Here is a 22,251-nt window from a genome sequence, read left to right as displayed (position 1 = left end):
CCAGACGCGGGTGGACAGCCGAACGAACCATCCGGTGAGCGACCTATCCGAATGGGATAGGCGGCAATCCCGATACCGGTCTGACACATAGGAAAGCACTGCTGTAGCTGTGGATGCAGTTCAGGAGAGTTGAAAATGATACGACATTTCAAAGTTTTGGTTTTAGGAACCGTCAGCGCAATTGCTCTGTCGGGCTGTAGTAGCATGAAGACCCCGCGCAACATCGAATCCGTCGCGAAGGGCGAAAGTTATCAAGCCCAGTACCGGTCCCCATCGCGGCGCCTTGCAAACGCGCCTTTGCTGCAATCGGAGCATATGAACGGGCGCGCATGTCGGTCTCAGGCCGGGGATCAAGGCGCAAGCGCCTTTGCCAAATGGTCACAGCCTGCTCTTAGTCCGCTGTTGGGCGAAAAGCTTTCGCGCAATGACATGGTGCAGATCACAATCGACGGTGACGAACTTCTCAGCGACACCTACGTTGTGTCTCGCGATGGCGACCTGAAGCTGCCCTACCTGCCACCGGTGCGCGCGCAGGGTCGAACAACCGAACAGGTGGAGCGGGATGTGGCCCGTGTTCTGGTGGAGGCGCAGTTCTATGACAGCACGCCGCGCGTAACGGCGCGCATTAGCGACTTCGCCTCGGTTACTGTCGGCGTGCAAGGTGCAGTGTTTGAACCCCACTCGGTTGAGATCGGAGGCATCCCCGGCGACGCGCTGGATCGAGGACGTCAGGGTGTGTTGGGAGCCTCGACCGAGGCGCGCAACCTGTCGGTTGCCATTCGTTCCGCTGGAGGCGTACGCCCGGATGCTGATCTGTCAGCGGTCGAGCTGCACCGTCACGGCACGATCTATCGTATGGATCTGCGCGGTGTGTTCGAAGGCACCGACCCGACCGACATTATGCTGCTGACCGGGGACAAGATCGTGGTCAACAGCCGAGGATGTTTCCAGGATGACTTGATGCGTCCCAGTCCGATCAGCCCGCCCGGTGTAACGCTGTACATGTCAAACCTCACTCAACCAGCCACCGGAAACGCTGAATCGGCCATCGGACGCGACGTGCGCGAAGTTCCCTATGGCACGCGCTATCTTCAGGCGGTTGTCGACACCAACTGTGTCGGCGGAGCCAAGACCACCAATGCCAATCGCAGCGCGGTCCTGTTCACCCGCAACCCGATGACAGGCAACTCGATCGTCATTGAACGCAACATCGAAAAACTGCTGCGGCGCGGGGATCGGGATGATTATGACCCCTATGTTCTGCCGGGTGATGCCATTGCTTGCTACGACAGCAAGGTGACCGGCCTGACCGAGGTTGCCCGTGCGGTTGGTATCGTCGGTGCTGCGGCGCTGCTGGCGCCGTAAATCAATCCCGAGCGGGCGATGATTTCGCCCGCTCCCAAGCGGTGGAGACTGCAGCGAGCTTGTCAGTGATGTCTTTGTGTTCTTTTGCTGCAATCTCTACCGCAACTAACGCCTCTCGAAACTCTTCCGCACCGAAGGTCGCCGCGCTACCGGCCAGTTTGTGGCAGGCCCGTGCGAGCTCATTCGAATCTGACCGACCAAATGCTCGGGTTTCGAGCCATCCAATGAACTCATCCCCTTCGGCAATAAACTTGGCATGAAGGCGGGCAAAGACCTCAGGCCCGACGCTGTCTTTCAACTCTGCCAATGGATCAGGCTGCGCACTCTGCGAAACCGGCATCTCGGGTTGCGTGACCATCGAAAGCGCCCTGCGCAGGGCGTCTATCGAAATTGGCTTGCCGATGAAAGCCGTCATTCCAGCGGCGCGAAAGGCCTCAACTGCGTCTGGAAGAACGTTGGCCGACACCGCAATAATCGGCACATCTGCCGATTGCCCCTGACCGTTACGAATATGATGCGCAGCGGTTGGCCCATCCATCACTGGCATACTGATATCCATCAGGATCGCGTCAAAGCGCTGTCCCTTGGCCTTATCGACGCCGACCTGCCCGTTTTTTGCTGTCGTCACACGGTGACCGTCCAGCGCCAGCATGTTGCAGATAACCTCGAGGTTGATCTCGTTATCTTCGACCACCAACAAGTTCAGAGGGCGAACGGTCTCGGTATTGATCTGAGCAGCTTCTAGCAGTTGGTCGCGCGCCCACGGCTGCAACGGTATCCGCAGCCAGAAAACACTGCCTTCGCCCAATGTGCTTTCCGCCCCGACCTCACCGCCCATGGCCTGCGCGAACCTACGGGCAATTCCCAGGCCAAGCCCGGTTCCTCCGACCGTGCGACCGATAGATGGATCGCTGGTGTAGAAGTCATCAAAAATGGCGTCGATCTCATCATCGGCGATGCCAGCCCCGGTATCGATCACACGCACTTCGTATACATGTGCCTTACCCTGATCTTCAGGTTCACATCTTTCGACCTCAATAGAAACACGGCCATTTTCGGTAAACTTGATCGCATTACCCACGAGGTTCAGCAGAATTTGCCGCAACCTTTGCGCATCAGTCGCGACATGCGGATAGGCTCCACCCACCCATTGCCAAGAGATTGAGTTGCCGCGCGAGGCCGCATTGCCGCTTTGACCATCCACTAGGTCCTGCAGCATCGCGTTCAGGTCGGTTGGCTCGTGCGCGACTGACAGCTTGCCGGCCTCGAACCGAGCAATATCCAGCACCGCATCCACATGGTTTTGCAGAACCTGGCCCGAGATCTCCATGTTGCGGACAAACTGAGACTGCTGTTTGGTCGTGCGTGTATTCTTTAGAAGGGTGAGGTTGCCCAGCAGCCCGTTCAACGGGGTTCTGATCTCATGGCTCATTACAGTCAGAAAATCCGACTTCGCCTTTTCCCCGGCAAGGGCACGGTCGCGGGCCGAGACAAGCTCTTTCTGATCCGCAACGCTTTGTGAGATATCGCGGACGAAACCGATTACGATTTCCTCGTCCCCGGCCTGGGCGGATTGCAACGCAAGTTCGACGGGAAAGACCTCACCATTCTTGCGCATCGCCTCAAGCTGGACGCGACCTTTGCCGACGACGTGGCGGTCTCCTCCGCTCTGCATCCGCTCCATGCCTTGGTTGTGGGCCTCGCGTAGATGCGAAGGCACAATCAATTCACCGATCGAATGCCCTTTGGCCTCTGCCTCGGAATACCCGAAAATTGCTTGTGCAGCCGCGTTGAACTCCAGCACTGTGCCGGCGGCGTTCACCACGATCACGGCATCCAATGAGGTCGAAAGGATCGTATTCATGCGTTGGTTTGCCTGCTGAATCGCCTGCCCCCGCCGATCAGCTTTGCGGTTGACCACCAAGAGGTATGCGCTGACCGCAGTCAGCGTCAGAAATAACCCACCGGACAAAACGGCCAGTTGAAACAGGCTGAGCGCGGTTTCCTCACGGCGCTGATCCGACTGGCTTGCAAAGTACGAGATCGCCGAGACCGAAAGTTCGCGCACCCGCGGAGCGATCCCCTGCGCACCGTCATAGAGATTTGACAGCCCAGCAATCAGGCCTGGGTCCTCAGCGTCGATTGTAGGCACCGAGGCCTTCAAATAGGCGGAGACGTCGTTCAGAGGTTCAACGAATTTCGGGTCACTTCGCAGCGTTTCAAACAAACGCGAGGTGTCAAGAATGTCGATACGACTATACAAAAGATCGAAACGGCGGCGGACAAGGTCCAGGTTTTCAAGACTTGGCCCTGCATCCGATACACCCGCCTCAAGCGCGTTGAGGTAGAACAGGAACTCGACTTCGACCTGCGTTAGCGTCCATTGCACGTTATCTGTCCGGGCTGACTGCCGGTCGCGCAGGTCGGATATCACCTTGGCGGACAGCAACAAAACCAAAGCAAGGGCACCCAGAACGGCGATGCCGATGAGCCCGAAAGCCCACCGGCGCCGCGAGTGGTTTTGGAAATTTCTTGTCAATGTCTGGCCCGTATCGCCCACTTCATACCGTATTGTAACCCCACGCTATTTAACGATTTCCAACCTGTCGAGTTGCCAAATACTGCGAGAGTAAATCACCTCTGTCTGGTACTCGGTGTCACTGTCGTATGGATATACGATCCATAGCGGACCTTTCTGCCGCCGTGACATCGCCGCGCCGTCCATCTCATAGGCGACAATCGGGTCCTGTGCCGAGATCGACGCCACAGGGATCTCAACCGCGTAGTCGTTGATCGCCGTCGCCCGGATCGCGTCGCCCTCTGCTCCGATCCGTTCCAGCAAGACAGACAGGGGGACGCCGACAAAGTTGGTTTCGCCTTCAGTCCAGATCGTCGAGGTTTCAAAACTGCGCTGCGGCATCGCCTTCAACATTTCCATATCGAACTGCGCCGCCCCTTCGGGCCCGGTCTGTGCGATATTGCCCGAAATGGTCAGGACGACCTCACCTGACGGGGCCGCCAAGTCTTCGGCTTGCGCAGACGTCAGGCAAAAAGTGAACGCCGCTGTTATGATCGCAAAAAACAGACGCATCTTGGTCTCCATTTCTTTGACCATAAGAAACCAGAAATAGGTCCGCAGCGACAGATGGGCATGGGGATACGCACCTATCCGTTCGGATAGGTGCCTCTGTCTTATGCGGCGGCAGACAGGAGGTTCATGCGCTGACGTAGCATGGATTTGAATCCGTCCCGCAGTTCGGCACGTTGCAACGCAAAGACGGTGGTTGCCTCAAGATATCCGGCGACCGATCCACAATCGAAGCGCTCTCCTTGAAAGGCGAAGCCGTGGCAACCGGTCCTTTCGATATCCGCCGCTATCGCATCGGTCAGTTGGATTTCATTGCCCGCGCCGGGTGCCAATCCGTTCAACTGATCGAAAATAGACGGGTGCAGCAGATACCGCCCGACAATGCCAAACTCGGATGGGGCCTGGTCGGCGGATGGCTTTTCAACCAACCCTTTCAGATGCTGCACCTGCCCAGCCCTATGCGCGATATCGACCACGCCATAGGCGCTGATCCGGTCGGAAGGAACGGCTTCAGTCGCGATCATGTGGCTGCCTTCAAAGTTCTGAACCATTTGCGCCAGGACCGGGCGCTGCGCATGGATCACATCATCCGGCAGGATCACCGCAAAGGGTTCATCACCGACAATGTCACGCGCCAGCGACACTGCGTGGCCCAGACCGCGCGGGCTGTCTTGTTGGACAAAGCTGTAAGTCTCATCCTCAAGGTTCGTGCGGCGCAAACGGTTCAGCAGGGTGGTTTTGCCGCCATCTTTCAGTTTGCGCTCCAGCCCCGAGTTGCGCCCGAAATACGCCTCAAGCGCGGAATGGCCGGTTGAGGTGATGAAGATGAACTCATCAATCCCGGCGGCGCGGGCCTCATCAACCGCATATTGGATCAGAGGGCGGTCGATCAGCGGCAACATCTCCTTGGTTACAGATTTTGTAGCGGGCAGAAACCTTGTGCCCAGACCCGCGACCGGGAAAACAGCTTTGCGAATACGTGTCATTTCAATGCTCCTAGGTTTGATCAGTAAGCACCGCGACCCGACACGACGGCACGTGCGGTCAATGCGATGAGGATGAGATTCAAAAGGGGCGAGCGGGAGCGGACATAGGCCGTATCCAGCTCGATCATGCGGTCAAAATCGATGCCTGCACGGCCCGAAACCTGCCAGAGGCCCGTGATACCGGGACGCACCTGAAGGCGCTCAAGTGCTTGTTCGGGATAGGCTGCAACCTCTTCAGGCAAAGCCGGGCGCGGGCCGACCAGCGACATATCCCCTTTCAGCACGTTGAAGATTTGCGGCAGTTCATCCAGCGAGCACCGGCGCAGAGCTTTCCCGACACGGGTGATGCGTGGATCATTTTTGGCTTTGAAGCACACGCCCTCACGATCTGACTGGGTGAGCAGATCCGCACGCCGCGCTTCGGCGTCCTGCGTCATCGAGCGGAACTTGTACATCGTAAAGGGCACGCCGTTTCGACCGATCCGTGTCTGCCGAAAAAAGGCGGGGCCGCGACTGTCCAATCGCACCAATGCGGCGATTACGGCCATGGGCAGGGCCAGAAGAGACAGCGCGACCACCGCCAAAGTGAGGTCCAGCAGGCGACATGCTGAGACCTTGGGAACAGAATTGTGCGCGGCACGCCCAAGGAATTCGAAATTGCCCAATAGATATCTGCGGGCCATGCGACGGGGCTCCATCGCCAACCGCCATGCCCACTCCATCCGGAAGCGCCGAACAATGCGCGGTGCCCGGCGCACGTTGCCAGCCAGGAAATCAAACAAAGCACCCACGCCCAGCGCGATACAAGGATCAAGCCGGTGGCGGTTCTGCGTGATCCACAGCTCCTGCAGCGGGACGCCCATCGCGACCAACAGGATGTCCGCGCCGGACTGGTTGATATCGTCGATCGCCTCATCAACCCGCGCGGCCCCCGCGTAGCCATCGCGGGTACCAGCCACGGCCAAATCGGGGAACATGTGCTGCAACCGCGCCGCCGCTGCCTGAGCTGTTCCGGGACGTCCCCCCAACAGGTAGACCGACTGCCCAAGGCACGCCGCGCGTTTCAGCAGTTTGGGCACAAAGTCCGTACCGTTCAGGTTCTCGGCCAACGGGACGCCTTGCAACTTTGCCGCGACCTCTACTCCAATACCGTCAGGTAGGATCATATCTGCCCGGGCCAATGCTGCTCGATAGGTATGGTTACGGGCCCGTATGTTTGCGCAATGTGCGTTCAGGAAAAATACCGTCCGGCGCGTCCCATCCAGCAGTTTTGAGATCACCTGTCCGGATTGGGTATTCACAATTGGCAAACCCAAAATCTCGGTCTTTTTCAGAGGTGGTATGGGTGTTGGCTGCGCGCCTTTGTAAATATCTTGGACTGACAGGAACTGCATGGAACTCTCCGATCAACGATGACAATCTGTGGCTTCAGACTGCCAATGTGATCCTGCAGCCGATAGGCGAGCATCCGGAGAGGGATCGGAGAATAGGTCTATTCAAGCGACCCCGCAGCACATAGCGTGGTGGAAACGGCCCGCTGACCTATCCGATTGGATATTCACCTGTCCGTCAGGAAGGCTTCATGCCATGGGTTCAATGATTTATTAACGCATTTGGGTGTGGTTGGGGGCAGACGGAGATTTGAGATGAAAGTTCTTATTGCTGACGACCACGAGCTTATTTTGGACACGCTCGTTGCCTTCATAGATGCCGCAGGCGGGATCGAGGTAGAGACCGCGCCGGATTTCCCGGGCGCGAAGACTCTGATTGAGAACGACGGAGCCTTTGATCTGGTCCTTCTGGACCTGAACATGCCCGGCATGAACGGGTTGGCCGGACTTGAAACCTGCATCGCTTTGGACGGTGCCCAGCATGTGGCCTTGTTTACCGGCGACACCTCGCGCGATCTGGCGCAACGCGCGCTGGAACTTGGCGCGGCCGGTTTCGTCCCAAAGACTCTACCTGCCAAATCCCTGGTTAACGCGATCCGCTTTATGGCGATGGGCGAGCAATACCTTCCTGCGGGTTTCATGAACGCGGAGCAGCCAGAAGACTCCCACCCTATGGCTCAAAAACTCACAGAGCGAGAGCGGCAAGTCCTCAAAGGGCTGACTGAGGGCAAATCCAACAAGGAAATCGCCCGCGATCTGGATCTGTCAGAGCCGACGATCAAACTGCATATGAAGACTTTGTACCGCAAAGTTGGTGTCAGCAATCGAACCCAGGCCGCCTTGGCCGCGCGCGAGGCGGGGTTGTTCTAAGCGTGACTATCCAAAGGGATAGGGGGCGCTCCCAATCCCCTCGGCCCCTAGCCTGCTGAGCGAATGATCAGCGATCAGATGCGGTATATCACCCTTGCAAGAAAGGGTTTTTCCATGCCGCAACAGATTTCGAACTCCTCTGATTCCACGCGCGACATGCAATTTCTGCATTGGGTGCGCATTTCCCGATCCAATTTTAGAACGCTGGGGTGGCGTCGCATCTTAAAGGGTGGGCGCCTTAGCGATCTAGGCCGCCTGCCCCGTTACGTGGCACTGTTCCTTCTGGGTGCGAGTTGCATCTGGGCCCCGATCAGCGGATATCTGGCAACCGCGCCAGTCAAATACACCTCACACGCATCGCTTATCCTGCCAGGGTCTGGCGCTTCGGCGTCGGTGAACCTGGCCGATATCGGTCAGGCATCCTCATACGCGAATTCTGCCTTTGCCAACGGTTCGATCAGCCCGACCGAGACGTATAAACGTTTGTTGTCGGCCGATCGCATCCTCGATGCGGCAGCCAAGGCGGTAGAGGCTGACCGAGATGCGTTTGGCAAGCCGCGGGTTCAACTGGTCGATCAAACCAGCCTGATCCATATCGAGCTTCGAGCGGCCTCTCCGGCTGACGCTCAGCAATATGGTGACGCCCTAGTGGCGGCTTTTTTCGCCGAAATTGACGCTCTGCGCGCCGATGAAATTGCCACCCGTGAGGCCAGCAATAGGGGCGCGATCGAAGACTACACGCGCGCAATTCAGGCCACACGGGCCGAAATCAAACAGCTGCAGTCGCAAAGCGGCCTAGTATCAGTCGCGCAATACCAAGAGCAGGTCGCTGCAAATGACCGTGCAAAGCAGGAGTTGCGTACGCAGGAGAGCGAGCTGGCACGCCAATCGGAACGTGTCGCCGCGCTTCAAGTCGCGTTGGATCTGCCCTCTGATGCAGCGGCGGCAACGCTGAAACTCTATGCTGATGCGCAGTACCTATCGTTGCTTGAGGACGTGTCGGCGGGGGCTGCAAAGCTGGCGCAAGCTGACGCGACCTATGGATCGCGCCATCCGATCTACGTGAATGCCCAAAACGACTATGAAGGGGCGCGTTCAGTTGCGTTACAACGCGCGACGCAGGTGACGGGCTTGACGGCCGAGCAGCTCGGTGGACTGGATCGCGCGCCGGAAGGGCAACGGGCGCAGTTGCTCAGCGAGTTGGTGCGCGAGGATGCCTTGCGTGCGGGATTGGAAGAACATTTCGCGACGCTGCGCGCACAAGTTCGTCTGGAAACTCTGCGCTTGTCAGACCTCGCCCCCATCGCCGCTGAATTGGAGGACCGGCAGAGAGATTTCGCAGTGGCAGAAGCCGTGTTCGCCTCTGCCATCGCTCGGTCCGAGTCGAAAAAAACCGATGTCTACGCCTCCTACCCGTTGATCCAAATGTTGGAAAACCCGTCGCTTCCGACCCGCCCGACTTCACCGAACAAGAAGATCTCGATTGCCGCCGGGATCGCCGCAAGCTTTATGCTGCTAATGGGTTTGGTGCTGGCATGGGTCCGGAACCCGCTGATCTCAAAGCTGCTGAAAGACCAGAGAGAGGCCGCAGTTTGACGCGTGCAGCCCCTCAAACCCCGGTCGAAAAGATCGTCTGGTACACGCTGATCTGGACTTGGCCGTTCTACGGGCTCGGTGCGCTCTATGTTGTCGGTCCAGTGCTGGGTTGGATGTTGGCTGCGATGGCCGGATTGTCACTTTACCTTGGCCCGGCGATCCGCTCGGACATGCGCGCAACCGGCCCCGTCCCCGCCTTGGTCTGGATCTGGAGCGTTGGCATGCTGGTTATGCTGGTCTCACTTTGGGCAGGCCACGCGGATTGGAACCTCGGCACCATCAAAACGATCAAGTCGAGCATCGGTTGGGCCAAGGGTTGGGCGCTGATCCCGTTGTTTATCCTTGCAGGGGCGGTTTTACCAATCCGGCGAGCGGTTTTAGTAAGAGGACAATGCGCGCTGGGCCTTTGGACTTTGTGCCTTCTGCCGTTGCTAGTGGTCGCTCCCTATGCCGGACTGCCGCACTTGCTGTTTACGTCTCCTTTGAAAGCAGTGGGCGGTCCGGGACCTGAATATTTCTCGGTCTACCTGTATACAATCGACCCCGCCAGCGGCACGCCGCGTTGGCAGTTCTTTGCGCCCTGGTCGCCTTTCGCAGCCCTGTTGGGTGTCTGTATGGTCTTGTTTGCTTTGGAGGAAAAACACCGCAGTTGGAAAGCCATCGGTCTAGCTGCCGGAGTTCTGATGATCCTGATGTCCAAGTCCCGTATGGGCTTGGTTGGATTAGTAGTCTGCTCGCTGTCACCCCGCCTTTTGCCGCTTGTCGCCCGCAGCTTGGGATGGCTGTTATTGTCTACAGCCACCACAGCCATAGCCGTTTGGGGCGTAGTCTTTGTCGAGTTCGGCAACCGAGCCATCTACAGCTTCAAATCCGCGCGGGCCGACAGTACCCGCGTACGCGAAACGCTGCAGCGCATTGCGTATGAACGATGGCAATCGGATGCGATGGTTTTCGGGCACGGCACGGTCAGACCCGGAGCGCATCTTGTCGAATACATGCCGATCGGCAGCCATCACACCTGGTACGGGTTGCTATTCGTCAAAGGGTTGACCGGATTTGCCGCGTTTCTCATCCCTTTCGTCGTTCATTTCGCAATCGTCACCTTGGACGCCATAAAGTCGGAACGCGGGAGGCTGCCGCTCGGGCTGTTGCTCACTGTTCTCCTGCTGACTTTTGGAGAGAACGTCGAAATCCAAACCTATCTCCTCTGGCCGACCTTACTGATGCTCGGATTGCATTTGCGAGAGGTCAAATCAGTGTGTCTGGGAAGCTGATACGCCGCTAGGATTGTTGCGATACCAGCGTAGTGTCAGACGTCATTCTTTTGGGTTGGTTCAATTACCACTCTCGAGAACGAATGGTAGAGATTTTCAGGTGAAGACTTTCATGTTTTTTTTCGGTGAACTTGCTGTCGATCTGAAATCTGCATCTCAAAGTTCATCAACGACAGTTTGGTTCTTCAGCCAACTACTGAGATCGGATATCTGGTAGTCTGCTTTGGGCTCAACGCGGTCATCTGAGCGATTTTGTCAGATGACTGATAAAGGGCCGTTTGCGGTCGTAGCCTTTTGGTGGATGTGAACAAGTTGGCAACCTTGTGTGAAGGCTTGTGTAATTTTTGTGTAACTCTGCCCAGATCGTTCTGGGTTCGTTCGACATGGACTGGACGCGATTATGTGATCGCTTCGACGAAAGGTCTTAGCTTTTCAAGCATATCTTGCATTATTGGTGAAGTTCGGATGCTCGGGGCCAATAATTGAAAATCCTCGTGTCGGTGGTTCGATTCCGCCCCCGGGCACCACTTCAAGTCATAACCTGTTGTTCACCATCAGTTTTCTTTTGGAAACTGCGCGGGCGTAGGACATGGTGTATGACAAATCTGTTCCCTTCTCGTTCACTAAGAATGGTATCTACTACTTCGAAAGGCGAGTTCCGTCTGACCTCTTGAAGCACTACAACACGAAGAAAATCGCGTACTCGCTGCGAACACGCTCGGCACGGGTCGCGTCAGCACAGCGTGACAGATTTGAGGTGCTGTTTCTTGGTCTCGGAATTGCACTTCTTTCTGCGTGTCATCCGAACCGCGACACCAAAGAGATCATGTCCGAAAGACCGTTCGACTCTGGCGTCCTTTGCCTCGCCTGAAAACAGCGCTTCTTCCGGTTGTTGGAGCGCCTGTTCGCGTTGATGTGCGATCGAATCTGCCGTGATGCGGCCTGTGATCAATGAAACGCCCGGCGTGAGTGCGGGGGCCGCTACATAGGGTAGTTCAGCTTTGCGTGCGGCCGCCATTTCAGACGAAACCGGTGGCACCTCGTTGAACCGGCTCGTTCCGATGCTGCCAGGGCTATCTTCTGCCAGTGTCGGGGGGTGGGGCGTGTCGGTTCCATCGACCAAAGTCTGCAGCATAGCTGCAGCTGCGCTGCGGGCGGCCGAGCTGGAATGAAGTGGCACGGTTTGCACGGCGTCATGCGCTGCCATACGGGCTTCCACCGCGGCCCAGCGAAGACGCAGCTTCTCGTGCTGCGAAAGATGTTCGGGGCGCTTCAATCGCGCGGCGCGTTCTTGAACGCCCTGATTGAACGCCGGTGAAATGAATTCCCTGAACTTGGTTGCATGGATACGCGCTGCGATCGGACGCTCATAGATCGGAAGCTGTAGCAGTCGTTCCGGTGGCATCTCCTCACGCAGACCGTCCTCGACAAGACTGCGAAGAACAAACGCTTCGAGGCGATGAAGGCGCGCGCGTTCCGTCGTCAGGGATCCATCCATCCGCTCGATCATGCGCACATTCCGCAAATCGTCCAGATAGGCGCGGAGTTCGGCCTTGAAGAAAGCCGGTATATCGACTTCCGGCAGCGTGATATGAGCGTTTTCCTCGAGCATTCGATCCATGTGTGCGGTCAGTTGCACACAGGACCTATGAGCCGAGTTTCGATCTGTCGTCCCCAAGGACACCATGACCGGCGGCAAACATGTGGATAACTTGGGGACACGCCTGCGAAAGAAGTAAATCCCGCGGCGCCGCGTCAGGTAAAGAGTGCCGTGCATCGTGACCTCGATTCTGGGTCACTGCCAGGAATGCTGTCAGATCCGTCATCAGACCGGTTTGCAGGAGGCCGTGCAACCTCGTGTGTAACCAGCTGTGTAACCAAGTCCTCAGCTCTACTGAGCGAATTGGTTCAGATTATTGCTTTTAAATGATTTTTCCGGGAAGATGGCTGGGGTGGTAGGATTCGAACCTACGATACACGGTACCAAAAACCGCTGCCTTACCACTTGGCTACACCCCAACGGTGAGCGGCTATCTACGATTGTTGCTGGCGGGGATCAAGAGCGTTTTGTCAAAAAAACTCAGGTTGAACAGATTTTTTTCAGGGCGGTCATTTGGTGTCGATCAACACGGCTCCGGTCCGGTTTCCGTCCTGCACCATTGCATGAGCAGACGCGCATTCCTCAAGTGCAAAAACCTTTTGAACAGGGCAGGTCAAAGCGCCATCCGCCAAGGCCTTGTGAAGGGTCTTCACGGCATTGGCACGAAGATCCGGCGGAAGAAGGTAAATCAAAATGGTCTCAAGCGTCATGGCTTTGAACATCATCGGTCCGAACGGAAACACGGGGGTCATGTCCTGCGCGGACCCATAGGCGTTGATGCGACCGTTCTCGGCGATGACCGCGGCGTTTGTTTGAATATTCCGGCCGAATTCGACGTCGATGATTCGGCCGATTGTCTTCCCTTCATTTGCATCGAGAACTTCGGTGGAAAGATCCTCGCTGGCGTAATCAATCACGATATCTGCGCCGGCTTCCCTGACCCGGTCAAAGTTGCGAGGGCTGGCGGTCGCGATCACGCGCGCGCCTGCCCATTTGGCAAGCTGAACGGCCAGAAAGCCAACGGTGCCCGCGCCACCGTGTATCAAGATCGTATGCCCATCGGGGCGGCCGCCTGAAAACACCGCATGGCAGGCGGTGAGACCGGGGATGCCCAGAATCGCGCCGGTCTGCAACGACACTGCATCCGGCAGAGCCACGGCCTGCGCATCGGGAAGGGTGATGTGGCTGGCGGCGGTGCCGAAAGGGCGTTGCCATTGCCCGTTCCAGATCCACACGCGCTGACCGATCCGAGATGCGGATACGCCATCGCCAACGGCCGAGATTACACCAGCGCCGTCACTGTGCGGGATGATCAGGGGGAACGGCGGCTCCGTCACGCCCGGTCTGGTCCCGGCGCGGGCTTTGACGTCGGAAGGGTTCACCCCGGAAAAGGACAGCTCAACCGTGACCTCACCCGGACCCGGCGGGACCGGAGGGAGGTCCTGTATCCGCAGGACATCGGCCGGGTCTCCGAAGGTGGAATATGTAACTGCGCGCATGATAGCCTCCGTTTTGGTCGAGTTTCACAGCATATCGGCGGGAAACTCAAACACCTTGTCGCGGGTCCAAAACGCGGGGGAAGGTCGGCCCTGTGTCTATTCGCGAACCTCGGACGGGTCGACGCCCCAAAGGTTCGATTTCAATGTCCAGCCTCGATATCCGCCGGCAGAGATTTGGCACCAGTCCAGCGAACAGGTTCCCAGTCGGGCCACGACCCCGGATTCGAAATGCGCATTCACGGGCGAGGTCGGATCGGGTCGGGCATAGACAGGCAACATTTCGGCTTCAACCAGCACTGTCCGAACACCCGACAACAGGGCGTAGTGAACCCAGCCTCCAGCGCCGTCGCGGTCCTGAACCCGTCGCCAGTTGCCGTATTCGGCAGTGACCTGAAGCGGCATTCCGCGCCGTTTGAACACCCAGTCGATTCGATGCGTCAAAGAAGGTCCGCGTCTTACGTTGCCTTCGGCCGCTTTCATCGAGACATAACGGGGCAGGGGGAGGTTGGTGACCGGTCCACGTTTCACGTCGGCAAACGCAGCCCATGCGCCGAACATGATCAGAAATACGGATAGTGTCGCCAGACAACGGCGATTTACCGGTCGAATACCACTCACTGACTGCCTGCTCTTATGCCTGTTGATCCGGTTCCGAAAAAAGGTGGACTCAATGCCAAAGGGGTTCTTGTGCCCCGCCTTTTCCTGCGCCACGATGCCATGGCGCGCGTCCGTTTGCAAAGCAGTGGGAGGGCCGAGGTGCCAAGAGAACGTTTGAGTGTTGTCGTTACGCGACGGTTGCCCGAAGCGGTCGAAACACGTTTGAGCGAGTTGTTTGATGTGCGCTTGCGCGAAGATGACACTCCGATGACGCGCGAGGAACTGGTGGCCGCAGTGCAAGACGCCGATGTGCTGGTGCCTACGGTAACTGATGCGATTGATGGCGGTCTGCTGGGCCAGGCGGGCGAACGGCTGAAACTCATTGCCAATTACGGTGCCGGTGTCGACAATATCGACGTGTCCACCGCGCGTCAGCGTGGAATTCTGGTGTCGAACACGCCGGGGGTGCTGACCGATGACACCGCCGACATGACGATGGCCCTGATCCTGGCCGTTACCAGACGCATTCCCGAAGGTCTGAGCGTGATGCAGCAGGGAGATTGGTCCGGCTGGGCGCCCACCGCGTTTCTGGGAGGTCGTATCGGAGGTCGTCGTCTGGGCATTCTGGGCATGGGCCGGATCGGGCAGGCGGTGGCGCGGCGTGCGAAAGCGTTTGGAATGCAGGTCCACTATCACAACCGCCGCAGGCTGCACCCCGAGACCGAGCAGGAGCTGGAGGCAACCTATTGGGAAAGCCTGGATCAGATGGTCGCGCGGATGGATGTGATCTCGGTCAATTGCCCTTCAACGCCGTCGACCTTCCATCTGATGAACGCACGTCGTCTGAAACTGATGAAACCCTCGGCAGTGATCGTAAATACGTCACGTGGCGAAGTCGTGGATGAAAACGCCCTGACCCGGATGATCCGCGCAGGTGAAATTGCGGGGGCGGGGCTGGATGTCTACGAAAAGGGCACTGACGTGAACCCGCGTCTGCGGCAGCTGCCCAATGTGGTTTTGTTGCCTCATATGGGATCGGCAACGCTGGAGGGCCGGGTGGAGATGGGCGAGAAGGTCATCATCAACATCAAGACTTTCGAAGACGGCCACCGCCCGCCGGATCAGGTCGTGCCGGCGATGCTGTAGCGCTCTGGAAAGGAGCAGGAATGGACGTCTATGAAGGAGGGTGCCGTTGTGGAAATCTGCGCATCAGGGCTTCGGGTCGTCCTCTGCGGGTCGGAATCTGTCACTGTCTGGACTGCCGCAAGCATCATGGCGCTTTGTTCTATGCAGCGGCCGTTTTCCCGGATGACAGAATTGAGGTTTCCGGCGAAGCGCGCGGTTATGCTGACAGGTTCTTCTGCCCGGGCTGCGGCTCTCCGGTCTTTGCGCGCAGCGGAGCTGAAGTTGAAGTGCATCTTGGGTGCCTTGATGCGCCAGACCAGTTGACGCCAACATATGAAAGCTGGGTCTCCCGGCGTGAAGCGTGGTTGCCCGAGTTCCGCGGTATGACCCGTTATGATCGGGATCGATTGGTAGACGACGCAAAGGCTTAACGCGTGCTGCGGACGTCCGCCATGTGTTGATGGCGTGCAGCTTGGACTTGTTCACAGCGTGTTCGGCGCGCGGTTTTGAAAATCAGGGATGTATTGGAGGATTTGATCAGATGAGACGTGTTTCAGTTCTACTGCTTACTGCATTTTGTTTTGCAGCTCCGGGGTTCGCTCAGGAAGCGGCCGATGCCGTTGCGCCGGAAACGGCCACGGAAGGGCAGGTACAGGCCATGACCGACGAGGTCATCGCGGCGCTCGAGGCCAAGCTGGATGGCGTTCCGGTCACGTCCCAGAACTGGATGGTCGCCGCGGCCAACCCGCTGGCGGTGGAAGCCGGCGCCAGAGTATTGCGCGCAGGTGGGTCTGCCGCAGACGCCATGGTTGCGGTGCAGGTCGTGCTGGGCCTGGTCGAGCCTCAATCCTCGGGCTTGGGCGGCGGTGCGTTTCTGGTCTGGTACGATGCAGCGACCGGTCAGATCACAACTCTGGACGGGCGTGAAACGGCGCCGCTGGCGGCCACGCCGACCTTGTTTCAGGACGAAAATGGTGAACCGCTGAAATTCTTCGATGCGGTCGTCGGTGGGCTGTCTGTGGGGACGCCGGGCACACCTGCCTTGCTGGAAGAGGCGCATCGCCGCTGGGGGCGTTCCTCGTGGCCTGGTTTGTTTGCCGATGGAATAAGGTTGGCGGATGAAGGCTTTCTGGTGTCCCCGCGTCTGGCCAGCCTTGTCGAAAAAGATGCCGAGCGTTTGTCGCGCTTTCCGGAAACGGCCGCGTATTTTCTGCCGGGGGGCGCACCGCTGCAACAGGGGCAGCGCCTGATGAACCCGGCTTATGCCGAAACATTGCGTGTGCTGGCCAGTGACGGGGCGGCCGGATTCTACGGCGGTGAGATTGCCGCGGATATCGTGCGCACGGTTCGCAACGCTTCGGGCAATCCCGGTGTTCTGTCCGGTGCGGATCTTGCGCTGTATCAGGTGATCGAGCGCGAGCCGGTTTGCGCAGAATACCGCGCCTATGAAGTCTGCGGCATGGGCCCGCCGTCGTCGGGTGCACTGACCGTGGGGCAAATTCTGGGGATGCTGAACAGCCATGATCTGGCGGCCATGGGGCCGGAAAGCGCCGAGGCTTGGCGGCTGATCGGAGACGCTTCGCGCCTCGCCTTTGCGGACCGGGGCCGCTACATGGCCGACAGCGATTTCGTACCGATGCCGACCAAGGGGCTGGTTGATCCGGCCTACCTGTCGCAACGTGCTGAATTGCTGAACACTGAAGGCGCGCTGGCAGAGGTCGGACCGGGGCAACCAGAATTCGATCACGCGCTGAACTGGGCGGATGACGTGTCGCTGGAATTGCCTTCGACCTCGCATATCTCGATCGTCGACGGCTATGGCAACGTGCTGTCGATGACCACGACCATCGAGAACGGCTTTGGTTCACGCCTGATGACAAACGGGTTCCTTCTGAACAACGAAATGACGGATTTTTCGTTCAAGACCCACAGTAACGGCGTGCCGATCGCCAACCGGCTGGAGCCCGGAAAACGCCCGCGTTCCTCCATGAGCCCAACCATCGTGATGCAGGATGGCACACCGGTTTTGGCCATTGGTTCTCCGGGCGGCAGTCGGATCATCGGCTATGTGGCCAAATCGATCATCGCCTGGGCCGACTGGGGCATGGATGTGCAACAAGCCGTGTCGCTGCCGCATCTCGTCAATCGTTTCGGGACGTATGATGTCGAGGCCGGGACCTCTGCCGAAGGCTTTTCCGACGGGCTGACTCAGTTTGGGTTCGAGGTAAACCCGCGTGACCTGACATCTGGCCTTCACGCCATCGAAATCGGCGAAGGGCTGAGCGGTGGCGCTGACCCCCGTCGCGAAGGTATCGCGCTGGGCGAATAGACCCTCGGTATTTGTGGGGATTGCCCGCACTTGGTGGGCCAATTAGTCATAGACTGAAAGGCCCGCGATGTGCTGCGGCAAGGGAGGATGACGATGGTGCAGGCGACCGCTTTGCCTCGGAATGAAACAGGTATCGAAACCGCCATAGGCGTTCTGAAACAACGCTTTGGCGACAGGCTGCAAACGGGTGCCGCAATCCGGGAACAGCACGGGCACACCACGACCTGGATCGAAAACCAGAGCCCGGATGCTGTGGTTTTCCCGCATACATCGCAGGAGGTTTCGGAAATCGTCAAAACCTGTGCCGCGCACAGGGTGCCGGTGATCCCATTCGGCACTGGAACGTCGCTGGAAGGGCATGTGAATGCGCCAGCGGGGGGGATCTCGGTCGATCTGATGCAGATGGACAAGGTGCTGGCTGTCCACGCCGAAGATCTGGATTGCGTCGTGCAGCCCGGCGTCACGCGAGAGGCGCTGAACACCCATTTGCGGGATCAGGGGTTGTTCTTTCCGATTGACCCGGGGGCGAATGCCTCGCTGGGCGGTATGGCCGCGACCCGCGCGTCAGGCACCAATGCGGTGCGATACGGAACGATGCGGGACAACGTTCTCAGCCTCGAGGCGGTCATGCCGGACGGCCAGATCATCCGTACCGGTCACAGGGCCAAGAAATCATCGGCCGGGTATGATCTGGCACGCCTTCTGATTGGGGCGGAAGGTACGTTGGGGATCATCACCGAGCTGACTCTGCGGTTGCAGGGTATCCCCGAAGCGATCAGCTCGGCCAGGTGTTCTTTTCCATCGGTCGATGCAGCGTGTCGGGCTGTGATGATGACCATTCAGTATGGCATTCCGGTCGCCCGAATAGAGTTGCTGGATGAAATGTCGGTTCAGGCGGCAAACGCCTATTCCGGGCTATGCCTGCCGGAAACGCCATTGTTGCTGCTTGAATTCCATGGCTCTGAAAGCGGTGCAGCGGAACAGGCTGAAACCTTTGGTCAGATCGCCGAGGAGTTCGGCGGCACGGATTTTGCTGCGACCTCGACCACCGAAGAACGGAACAAGCTTTGGCAGGCGCGCCATGATATGTATTGGGCGTGCCTGCAACTGCGCCCCAGCGCGCGCGGTATTTCAACGGATGTCTGCGTGCCGATCTCGCGTCTGGCGGAATGTGTGACCAGCACCCAACAGAAGGCATCCGATCTTGGTTTGCTCGCGCCAATGGTCGGGCATGTGGGGGATGGGAACTTCCACTCGCTTCTATTGATCGACATGGAAAATACCGAAGAAGTTGCCAAAGCCGAAGAGTTTGTCGGCTGGTTGAATGATCTGGCAATTTCAATGGAAGGCACCTGTACAGGTGAACACGGAATCGGTCAGGGCAAAATGCCTTACCTCATCAAGGAACTGGGCGTTGCCACGCAGTATATGGCGGCGATCAAGGCCGCTCTGGACCCCGAAAATATCATGAATCCCGGCAAGGTTTTGGCGGGCCAATCCTAGCGGTTTTCGCGTTCTGGCCCGCATTGCGCCTTCAAATCGTCCACATGTTCTGGTTTCACATCCTCGATTGAGAACAGGTGGTCGACATGAGCGCAAAATATCTGGCAGGGTTTGCAGCAGTCTGTGGAGTTGTCGTTGCTGGGCTGGATTATTATCAGCAGGCCAAGGCATCCGAGACCGGGCTGGGCCTCAAAGGTTATGTTGCCTCGGTATCCGCGCGTGTCGGGATTTCGGACAGTCGGCTTGATGCAAAGGCTCAACCTGTACAGCCAGAGGAACCTGCGGCGAAGACACCGGCAGAGGAGACTAAGAAACTCGTCTGCACCACGATCGGGACAAGCAAGCGCTGTCGCTCCAGCGGTTGAGATCACGGGTTTCATGACCGATCTGCGGCCCGCATTCGATGATCGGGTCGTTTTTTTCATATCACTGGTCGGATGAATGTCGCGCGATCCCCTTCAAGTGCGCCATATGGTGTCAACTGATTTCAAGGGGAGACGCCCGGTTATGAAAACCCAAGTCAAAGCACTGGTCGTTGGCGGCGGCGCCGTTGGGACCTCGATTGCCTATCATCTGGCCAAAGCGGGCTGGGATGATGTGATGTTGATCGAACGGGACGAGTTGACGTCCGGGTCCACGTGGCACGCGGCTGGTCTGCTGCCATTGTTCAACATGTCCTATGCGACAACTCACATCCACAAGTATTCGGTCGATTTCTACAAGACGCTGGAAGAAGAAACCGGACTGAATGCGGGTTTTGCCGTCGTCGGCAACCTGCGCATGGCACAGACGCAGGAGCGCATGGACGAGTACATGCTCTACGCGTCCACCGCCGAAACCTGCGATGTTGCCTATGAGTGGCTGACGCCCGAGCAGATCAAGGAGCGTTGGCCGCTGATCGAGACATCGGATCTGAAAGGCGCGATCTACCACACCGAGGACGGCTACATTAACCCGGCGGACGTGACGCAGGCGATGGCCAAGGGGGCCCGTCAGCGTGGTGTCGAGATCGTGCGCAAGATGCAGGCGGATGCCTTCCACTGGAACGGAACCCATTGGGAAGTCACTTGCACCAAGATGGTGGAAAAAGGCGGCAATCTTGTCGAAAGCGACGAAAAGGTTGTGATCACTGCCGAACATGTCGTCACTGCATCGGGCAACCACGCACAGCGCACCGCCAAGATGCTGGGCATCAAGATGCCGGCGATCCCGGTCGAGCATACGTTCATCGTCATGGACAAAGACCCAGAGTTGGTCAAATGGCGTGAAGCGGGCAACCCCGAACACCCCGTCGTGCGCGACGCGGACAATGAATCCTACGCCCGTGAAGAACGCGGCGGCTGGATTCTGGGCATCTATGAGCATGGCGCCCCCGCACGGTTTGAACACGGTGTGCCGGACAGCTTCCGCGCGGATCTGTTCCCGCTGGATCTGGACCGGATTGCGGATCAGTACATGGCCATGGCCGAGCGTGTGCCGTCCTGTGCTGAATCCGGCCTGAAAGACGATTTCAACGGCCCGATCTGTTATACGCCTGACGGCAACCCGCTGGTTGGGCCTGCGCCGGGCCTGCGCAATATGTGGCTGGCCGAAGGTTTCAGCTTTGGCATTACCGCAGCAGGCGGCACCGGCTATTATCTGGCGCAGATGATGGTCGATGGCGAAGCCGAGATCGATATGGCCTCGCTGGACCCCAAACGCTATTCCAGCAATTGGATGACCACCGAGTTCGCGGCGCGCAAGAACGAAGAGTGCTATGAGCACGTCTACATCCTGCACCACCCCGACGAAGAGCGTGAAGCCTGCCGCCCGCTGCGGACCGTTCCGGCATACGACCGTCAGAAAGCACGTGGTGCACAATTCGGCTGGGTCAACGGCTGGGAACGTCCGAACTATTTCGGCCCTGTCAATGCGCCCGAGAACTTCGACAAGGAAAGCCGGTCGTTCCGTCGTGGCGGCTGGTGGCAATATGCCGTCGAAGAAGCCAAGGCGATCCGCGAAGGCGTTGGCCTGATCGACGCATCGGCCTTCACCAAGCATGTCGTCAAAGGCCCAGGTGCCACCCAGTTCCTGGATTGGTTCACCTGCAACAAGCTGCCCAAGGTCGGTCGCATCAACCTGACCTATGCGCTGACCTCGCACGGCACCACCCGTACCGAATACACCATCGTCCGCAATGGCGAGAACAACTATTACCTCGTCTCTGCCGGAGCCTGGACGGAGTACGACGCCGATTACCTGCGCAAGGCGGCCGAGGACAAGATGGACGAGTTCGGTTACATCGAAATCCAGGACGTGACCACCCAATGGGGCGTCTTTGCCATCGCCGGGCCGAAATCGCGCGACGTTCTGAAAGAGGTCATCAAGGACGCCGAGCCTGAAACCGCGCTGTCCAACAAGCGCTTCCCGTGGCTGTCGGCCCGTCAGATCGAACTGGGCATGTGCCCGGTCAACGCGATCCGCGTGGCCTATACCGGCGAACTGGGCTGGGAGTTGCACCACCCGATCGAGATGCAGAACTACCTGTTCGACCTGCTTGAAAAAGCCGGTGAGAAGCACGGCATGAAACTGGTCGGTGCCCGCGCCCAGAACTGGCTGCGGCAGGAGAAATCCTATCGCGCCTTCGGCACCGAACTGGGCCGCGACGCCACCCCGCTGGAAGCCGACCTGCCGCGCTTTGTCGACTTGTCGAAAGACTTCTACGGCAAGGCCAAGCTGGAAGAGACCGGCGTGCGCGTGAAATGCTGTACCCTGCTGATCGACGGCCCGGAGGATGCCGACCCATGGGGCCGCGAGGCACTGTACACACCGGAAGGCGAGCGTGTTGGTCGATTGACCTCGGGCGGGTATTCCGTGGCCTTCGAGAAGTCCATCGGCATGGGTTATGTAAAGCCCGAACTGGCAGTCGAAGGCACAAAACTGAAGGTCAAGATGCAGGACAAGCTGTGGGATGCGGTCGTGACCTGCGACAGCCCCTACGACCCGAAAAACGAAACCATCCGCAAGGACGGTTGATCGAAGAAAGGCC

Annotated in this window: 17 protein-coding genes, 1 tRNA gene and 2 pseudogenes; 11 read left to right on the top strand and 9 right to left on the bottom strand. The window is 58.3% G+C overall.

Annotated features, from left to right (window positions below; genetic code table 11):
* Positions 1 to 135 precede the first annotated feature (135 nt).
* On the top strand, positions 136 to 1,365 hold the full coding sequence (locus tag NOR97_RS11560; protein WP_171228899.1) for a polysaccharide biosynthesis/export family protein: 1,230 nt from the start codon (positions 136 to 138) through the stop codon (positions 1,363 to 1,365).
* A gap of 1 nt (position 1,366) precedes the next feature.
* Here the strand turns inward: NOR97_RS11560 and NOR97_RS11555 are convergent, their stop codons facing one another.
* From NOR97_RS11555 to NOR97_RS11540, 4 genes are all read right to left on the bottom strand, one after another.
* Complete coding sequence (locus NOR97_RS11555; RefSeq protein WP_257599181.1) at positions 1,367 to 3,904, bottom strand: ATP-binding protein; 2,538 nt, start codon at positions 3,902 to 3,904, stop codon at positions 1,367 to 1,369.
* Between the two features lie 45 nt (positions 3,905 to 3,949).
* A complete protein-coding gene (locus NOR97_RS11550) occupies positions 3,950 to 4,456 on the bottom strand; it encodes a molybdopterin-dependent oxidoreductase (protein WP_257599180.1) in 507 nt (168 codons plus the stop codon).
* Between the two features lie 101 nt (positions 4,457 to 4,557).
* Entirely contained in the window at positions 4,558 to 5,439 is an 882-nt protein-coding gene (locus NOR97_RS11545) for a UTP--glucose-1-phosphate uridylyltransferase (protein WP_257599179.1), read from the bottom strand.
* 20 nt (positions 5,440 to 5,459) lie between these two features.
* Positions 5,460 to 6,833, bottom strand: a complete 1,374-nt coding sequence (locus tag NOR97_RS11540; protein ID WP_257599178.1) for a WecB/TagA/CpsF family glycosyltransferase — start codon at positions 6,831 to 6,833, stop codon at positions 5,460 to 5,462.
* A gap of 252 nt (positions 6,834 to 7,085) precedes the next feature.
* Between NOR97_RS11540 and NOR97_RS11535 the strand changes: the two genes are divergently transcribed.
* The 4 genes and pseudogenes from NOR97_RS11535 to NOR97_RS21225 all read left to right on the top strand — a co-directional run.
* A complete protein-coding gene (locus NOR97_RS11535; protein WP_170723061.1) occupies positions 7,086 to 7,700 on the top strand; it encodes a response regulator transcription factor in 615 nt (204 codons plus the stop codon).
* Positions 7,701 to 7,967: 267 nt separating this feature from the next.
* Positions 7,968 to 9,296, top strand: coding sequence for a hypothetical protein (locus NOR97_RS11530; protein ID WP_257599177.1), 1,329 nt, complete (start codon positions 7,968 to 7,970; stop codon positions 9,294 to 9,296).
* Positions 9,293 to 10,570: an O-antigen ligase domain-containing protein gene (locus tag NOR97_RS11525; RefSeq protein WP_257599176.1), complete on the top strand. Its 1,278-nt coding sequence runs from the start codon at positions 9,293 to 9,295 to the stop codon at positions 10,568 to 10,570. Before NOR97_RS11530 ends, NOR97_RS11525 begins: the two co-directional genes overlap by 4 nt.
* A 589-nt stretch (positions 10,571 to 11,159) precedes the next feature.
* Positions 11,160 to 11,261, top strand: a pseudogene (locus NOR97_RS21225) (DUF6538 domain-containing protein); the annotation flags it as partial.
* Between the two features lie 42 nt (positions 11,262 to 11,303).
* Here NOR97_RS21225 and NOR97_RS11520 read toward each other — a convergent pair.
* The 5 genes and pseudogenes from NOR97_RS11520 to NOR97_RS11505 form a co-directional block, all read right to left on the bottom strand.
* Positions 11,304 to 12,191, bottom strand: a complete 888-nt coding sequence (locus tag NOR97_RS11520; RefSeq protein ID WP_257599175.1) for a hypothetical protein — start codon at positions 12,189 to 12,191, stop codon at positions 11,304 to 11,306.
* A 42-nt stretch (positions 12,192 to 12,233) separates the two neighbouring features.
* Positions 12,234 to 12,347: pseudogene (locus NOR97_RS21220) on the bottom strand (hypothetical protein); the annotation flags it as partial.
* A gap of 167 nt (positions 12,348 to 12,514) precedes the next feature.
* Positions 12,515 to 12,589, bottom strand: a tRNA-Gln gene (locus NOR97_RS11515).
* A gap of 90 nt (positions 12,590 to 12,679) precedes the next feature.
* Entirely contained in the window at positions 12,680 to 13,669 is a 990-nt protein-coding gene (locus tag NOR97_RS11510; RefSeq protein WP_257599174.1) for an NADPH:quinone reductase, read from the bottom strand.
* A gap of 96 nt (positions 13,670 to 13,765) precedes the next feature.
* The gene (locus NOR97_RS11505) at positions 13,766 to 14,227 is read right to left on the bottom strand and encodes an SH3 domain-containing protein (protein ID WP_170344704.1); all 462 of its coding nucleotides are present in this window, start codon (positions 14,225 to 14,227) and stop codon (positions 13,766 to 13,768) included.
* 198 nt (positions 14,228 to 14,425) lie between these two features.
* On the opposite strand from NOR97_RS11505, the gene NOR97_RS11500 reads away from it, so the two are divergent.
* From NOR97_RS11500 to NOR97_RS11475, 6 genes are all read left to right on the top strand, one after another.
* A complete protein-coding gene (locus NOR97_RS11500) occupies positions 14,426 to 15,412 on the top strand; it encodes a D-glycerate dehydrogenase (RefSeq protein WP_170343576.1) in 987 nt (328 codons plus the stop codon).
* Positions 15,413 to 15,432: 20 nt separating this feature from the next.
* A complete protein-coding gene (locus tag NOR97_RS11495; protein ID WP_257599173.1) occupies positions 15,433 to 15,822 on the top strand; it encodes a GFA family protein in 390 nt (129 codons plus the stop codon).
* A gap of 110 nt (positions 15,823 to 15,932) precedes the next feature.
* Positions 15,933 to 17,720: a gamma-glutamyltransferase gene (gene ggt / locus NOR97_RS11490; RefSeq protein WP_257599172.1), complete on the top strand. Its 1,788-nt coding sequence runs from the start codon at positions 15,933 to 15,935 to the stop codon at positions 17,718 to 17,720.
* Between the two features lie 93 nt (positions 17,721 to 17,813).
* Positions 17,814 to 19,223 carry an FAD-binding oxidoreductase gene (locus NOR97_RS11485; protein WP_257599171.1) on the top strand — a complete coding sequence of 470 codons (1,410 nt, stop codon included), beginning with the start codon at positions 17,814 to 17,816 and terminating at the stop codon, positions 19,221 to 19,223.
* An 86-nt stretch (positions 19,224 to 19,309) separates the two neighbouring features.
* A complete protein-coding gene (locus tag NOR97_RS11480) occupies positions 19,310 to 19,588 on the top strand; it encodes a hypothetical protein (protein WP_170343580.1) in 279 nt (92 codons plus the stop codon).
* A 142-nt stretch (positions 19,589 to 19,730) separates the two neighbouring features.
* Positions 19,731 to 22,238, top strand: coding sequence for an FAD-dependent oxidoreductase (locus NOR97_RS11475; protein WP_257599170.1), 2,508 nt, complete (start codon positions 19,731 to 19,733; stop codon positions 22,236 to 22,238).
* Positions 22,239 to 22,251: the final 13 nt, after the last annotated feature.

Source organism: Ruegeria sp. YS9, from assembly GCF_024628725.1.
GTDB lineage: Bacteria > Pseudomonadota > Alphaproteobacteria > Rhodobacterales > Rhodobacteraceae > Ruegeria > Ruegeria atlantica_C.
The sequence above is the reverse complement of the archived record's forward strand: the minus strand, read 5'-3'. Positions and strand labels throughout refer to the sequence as shown.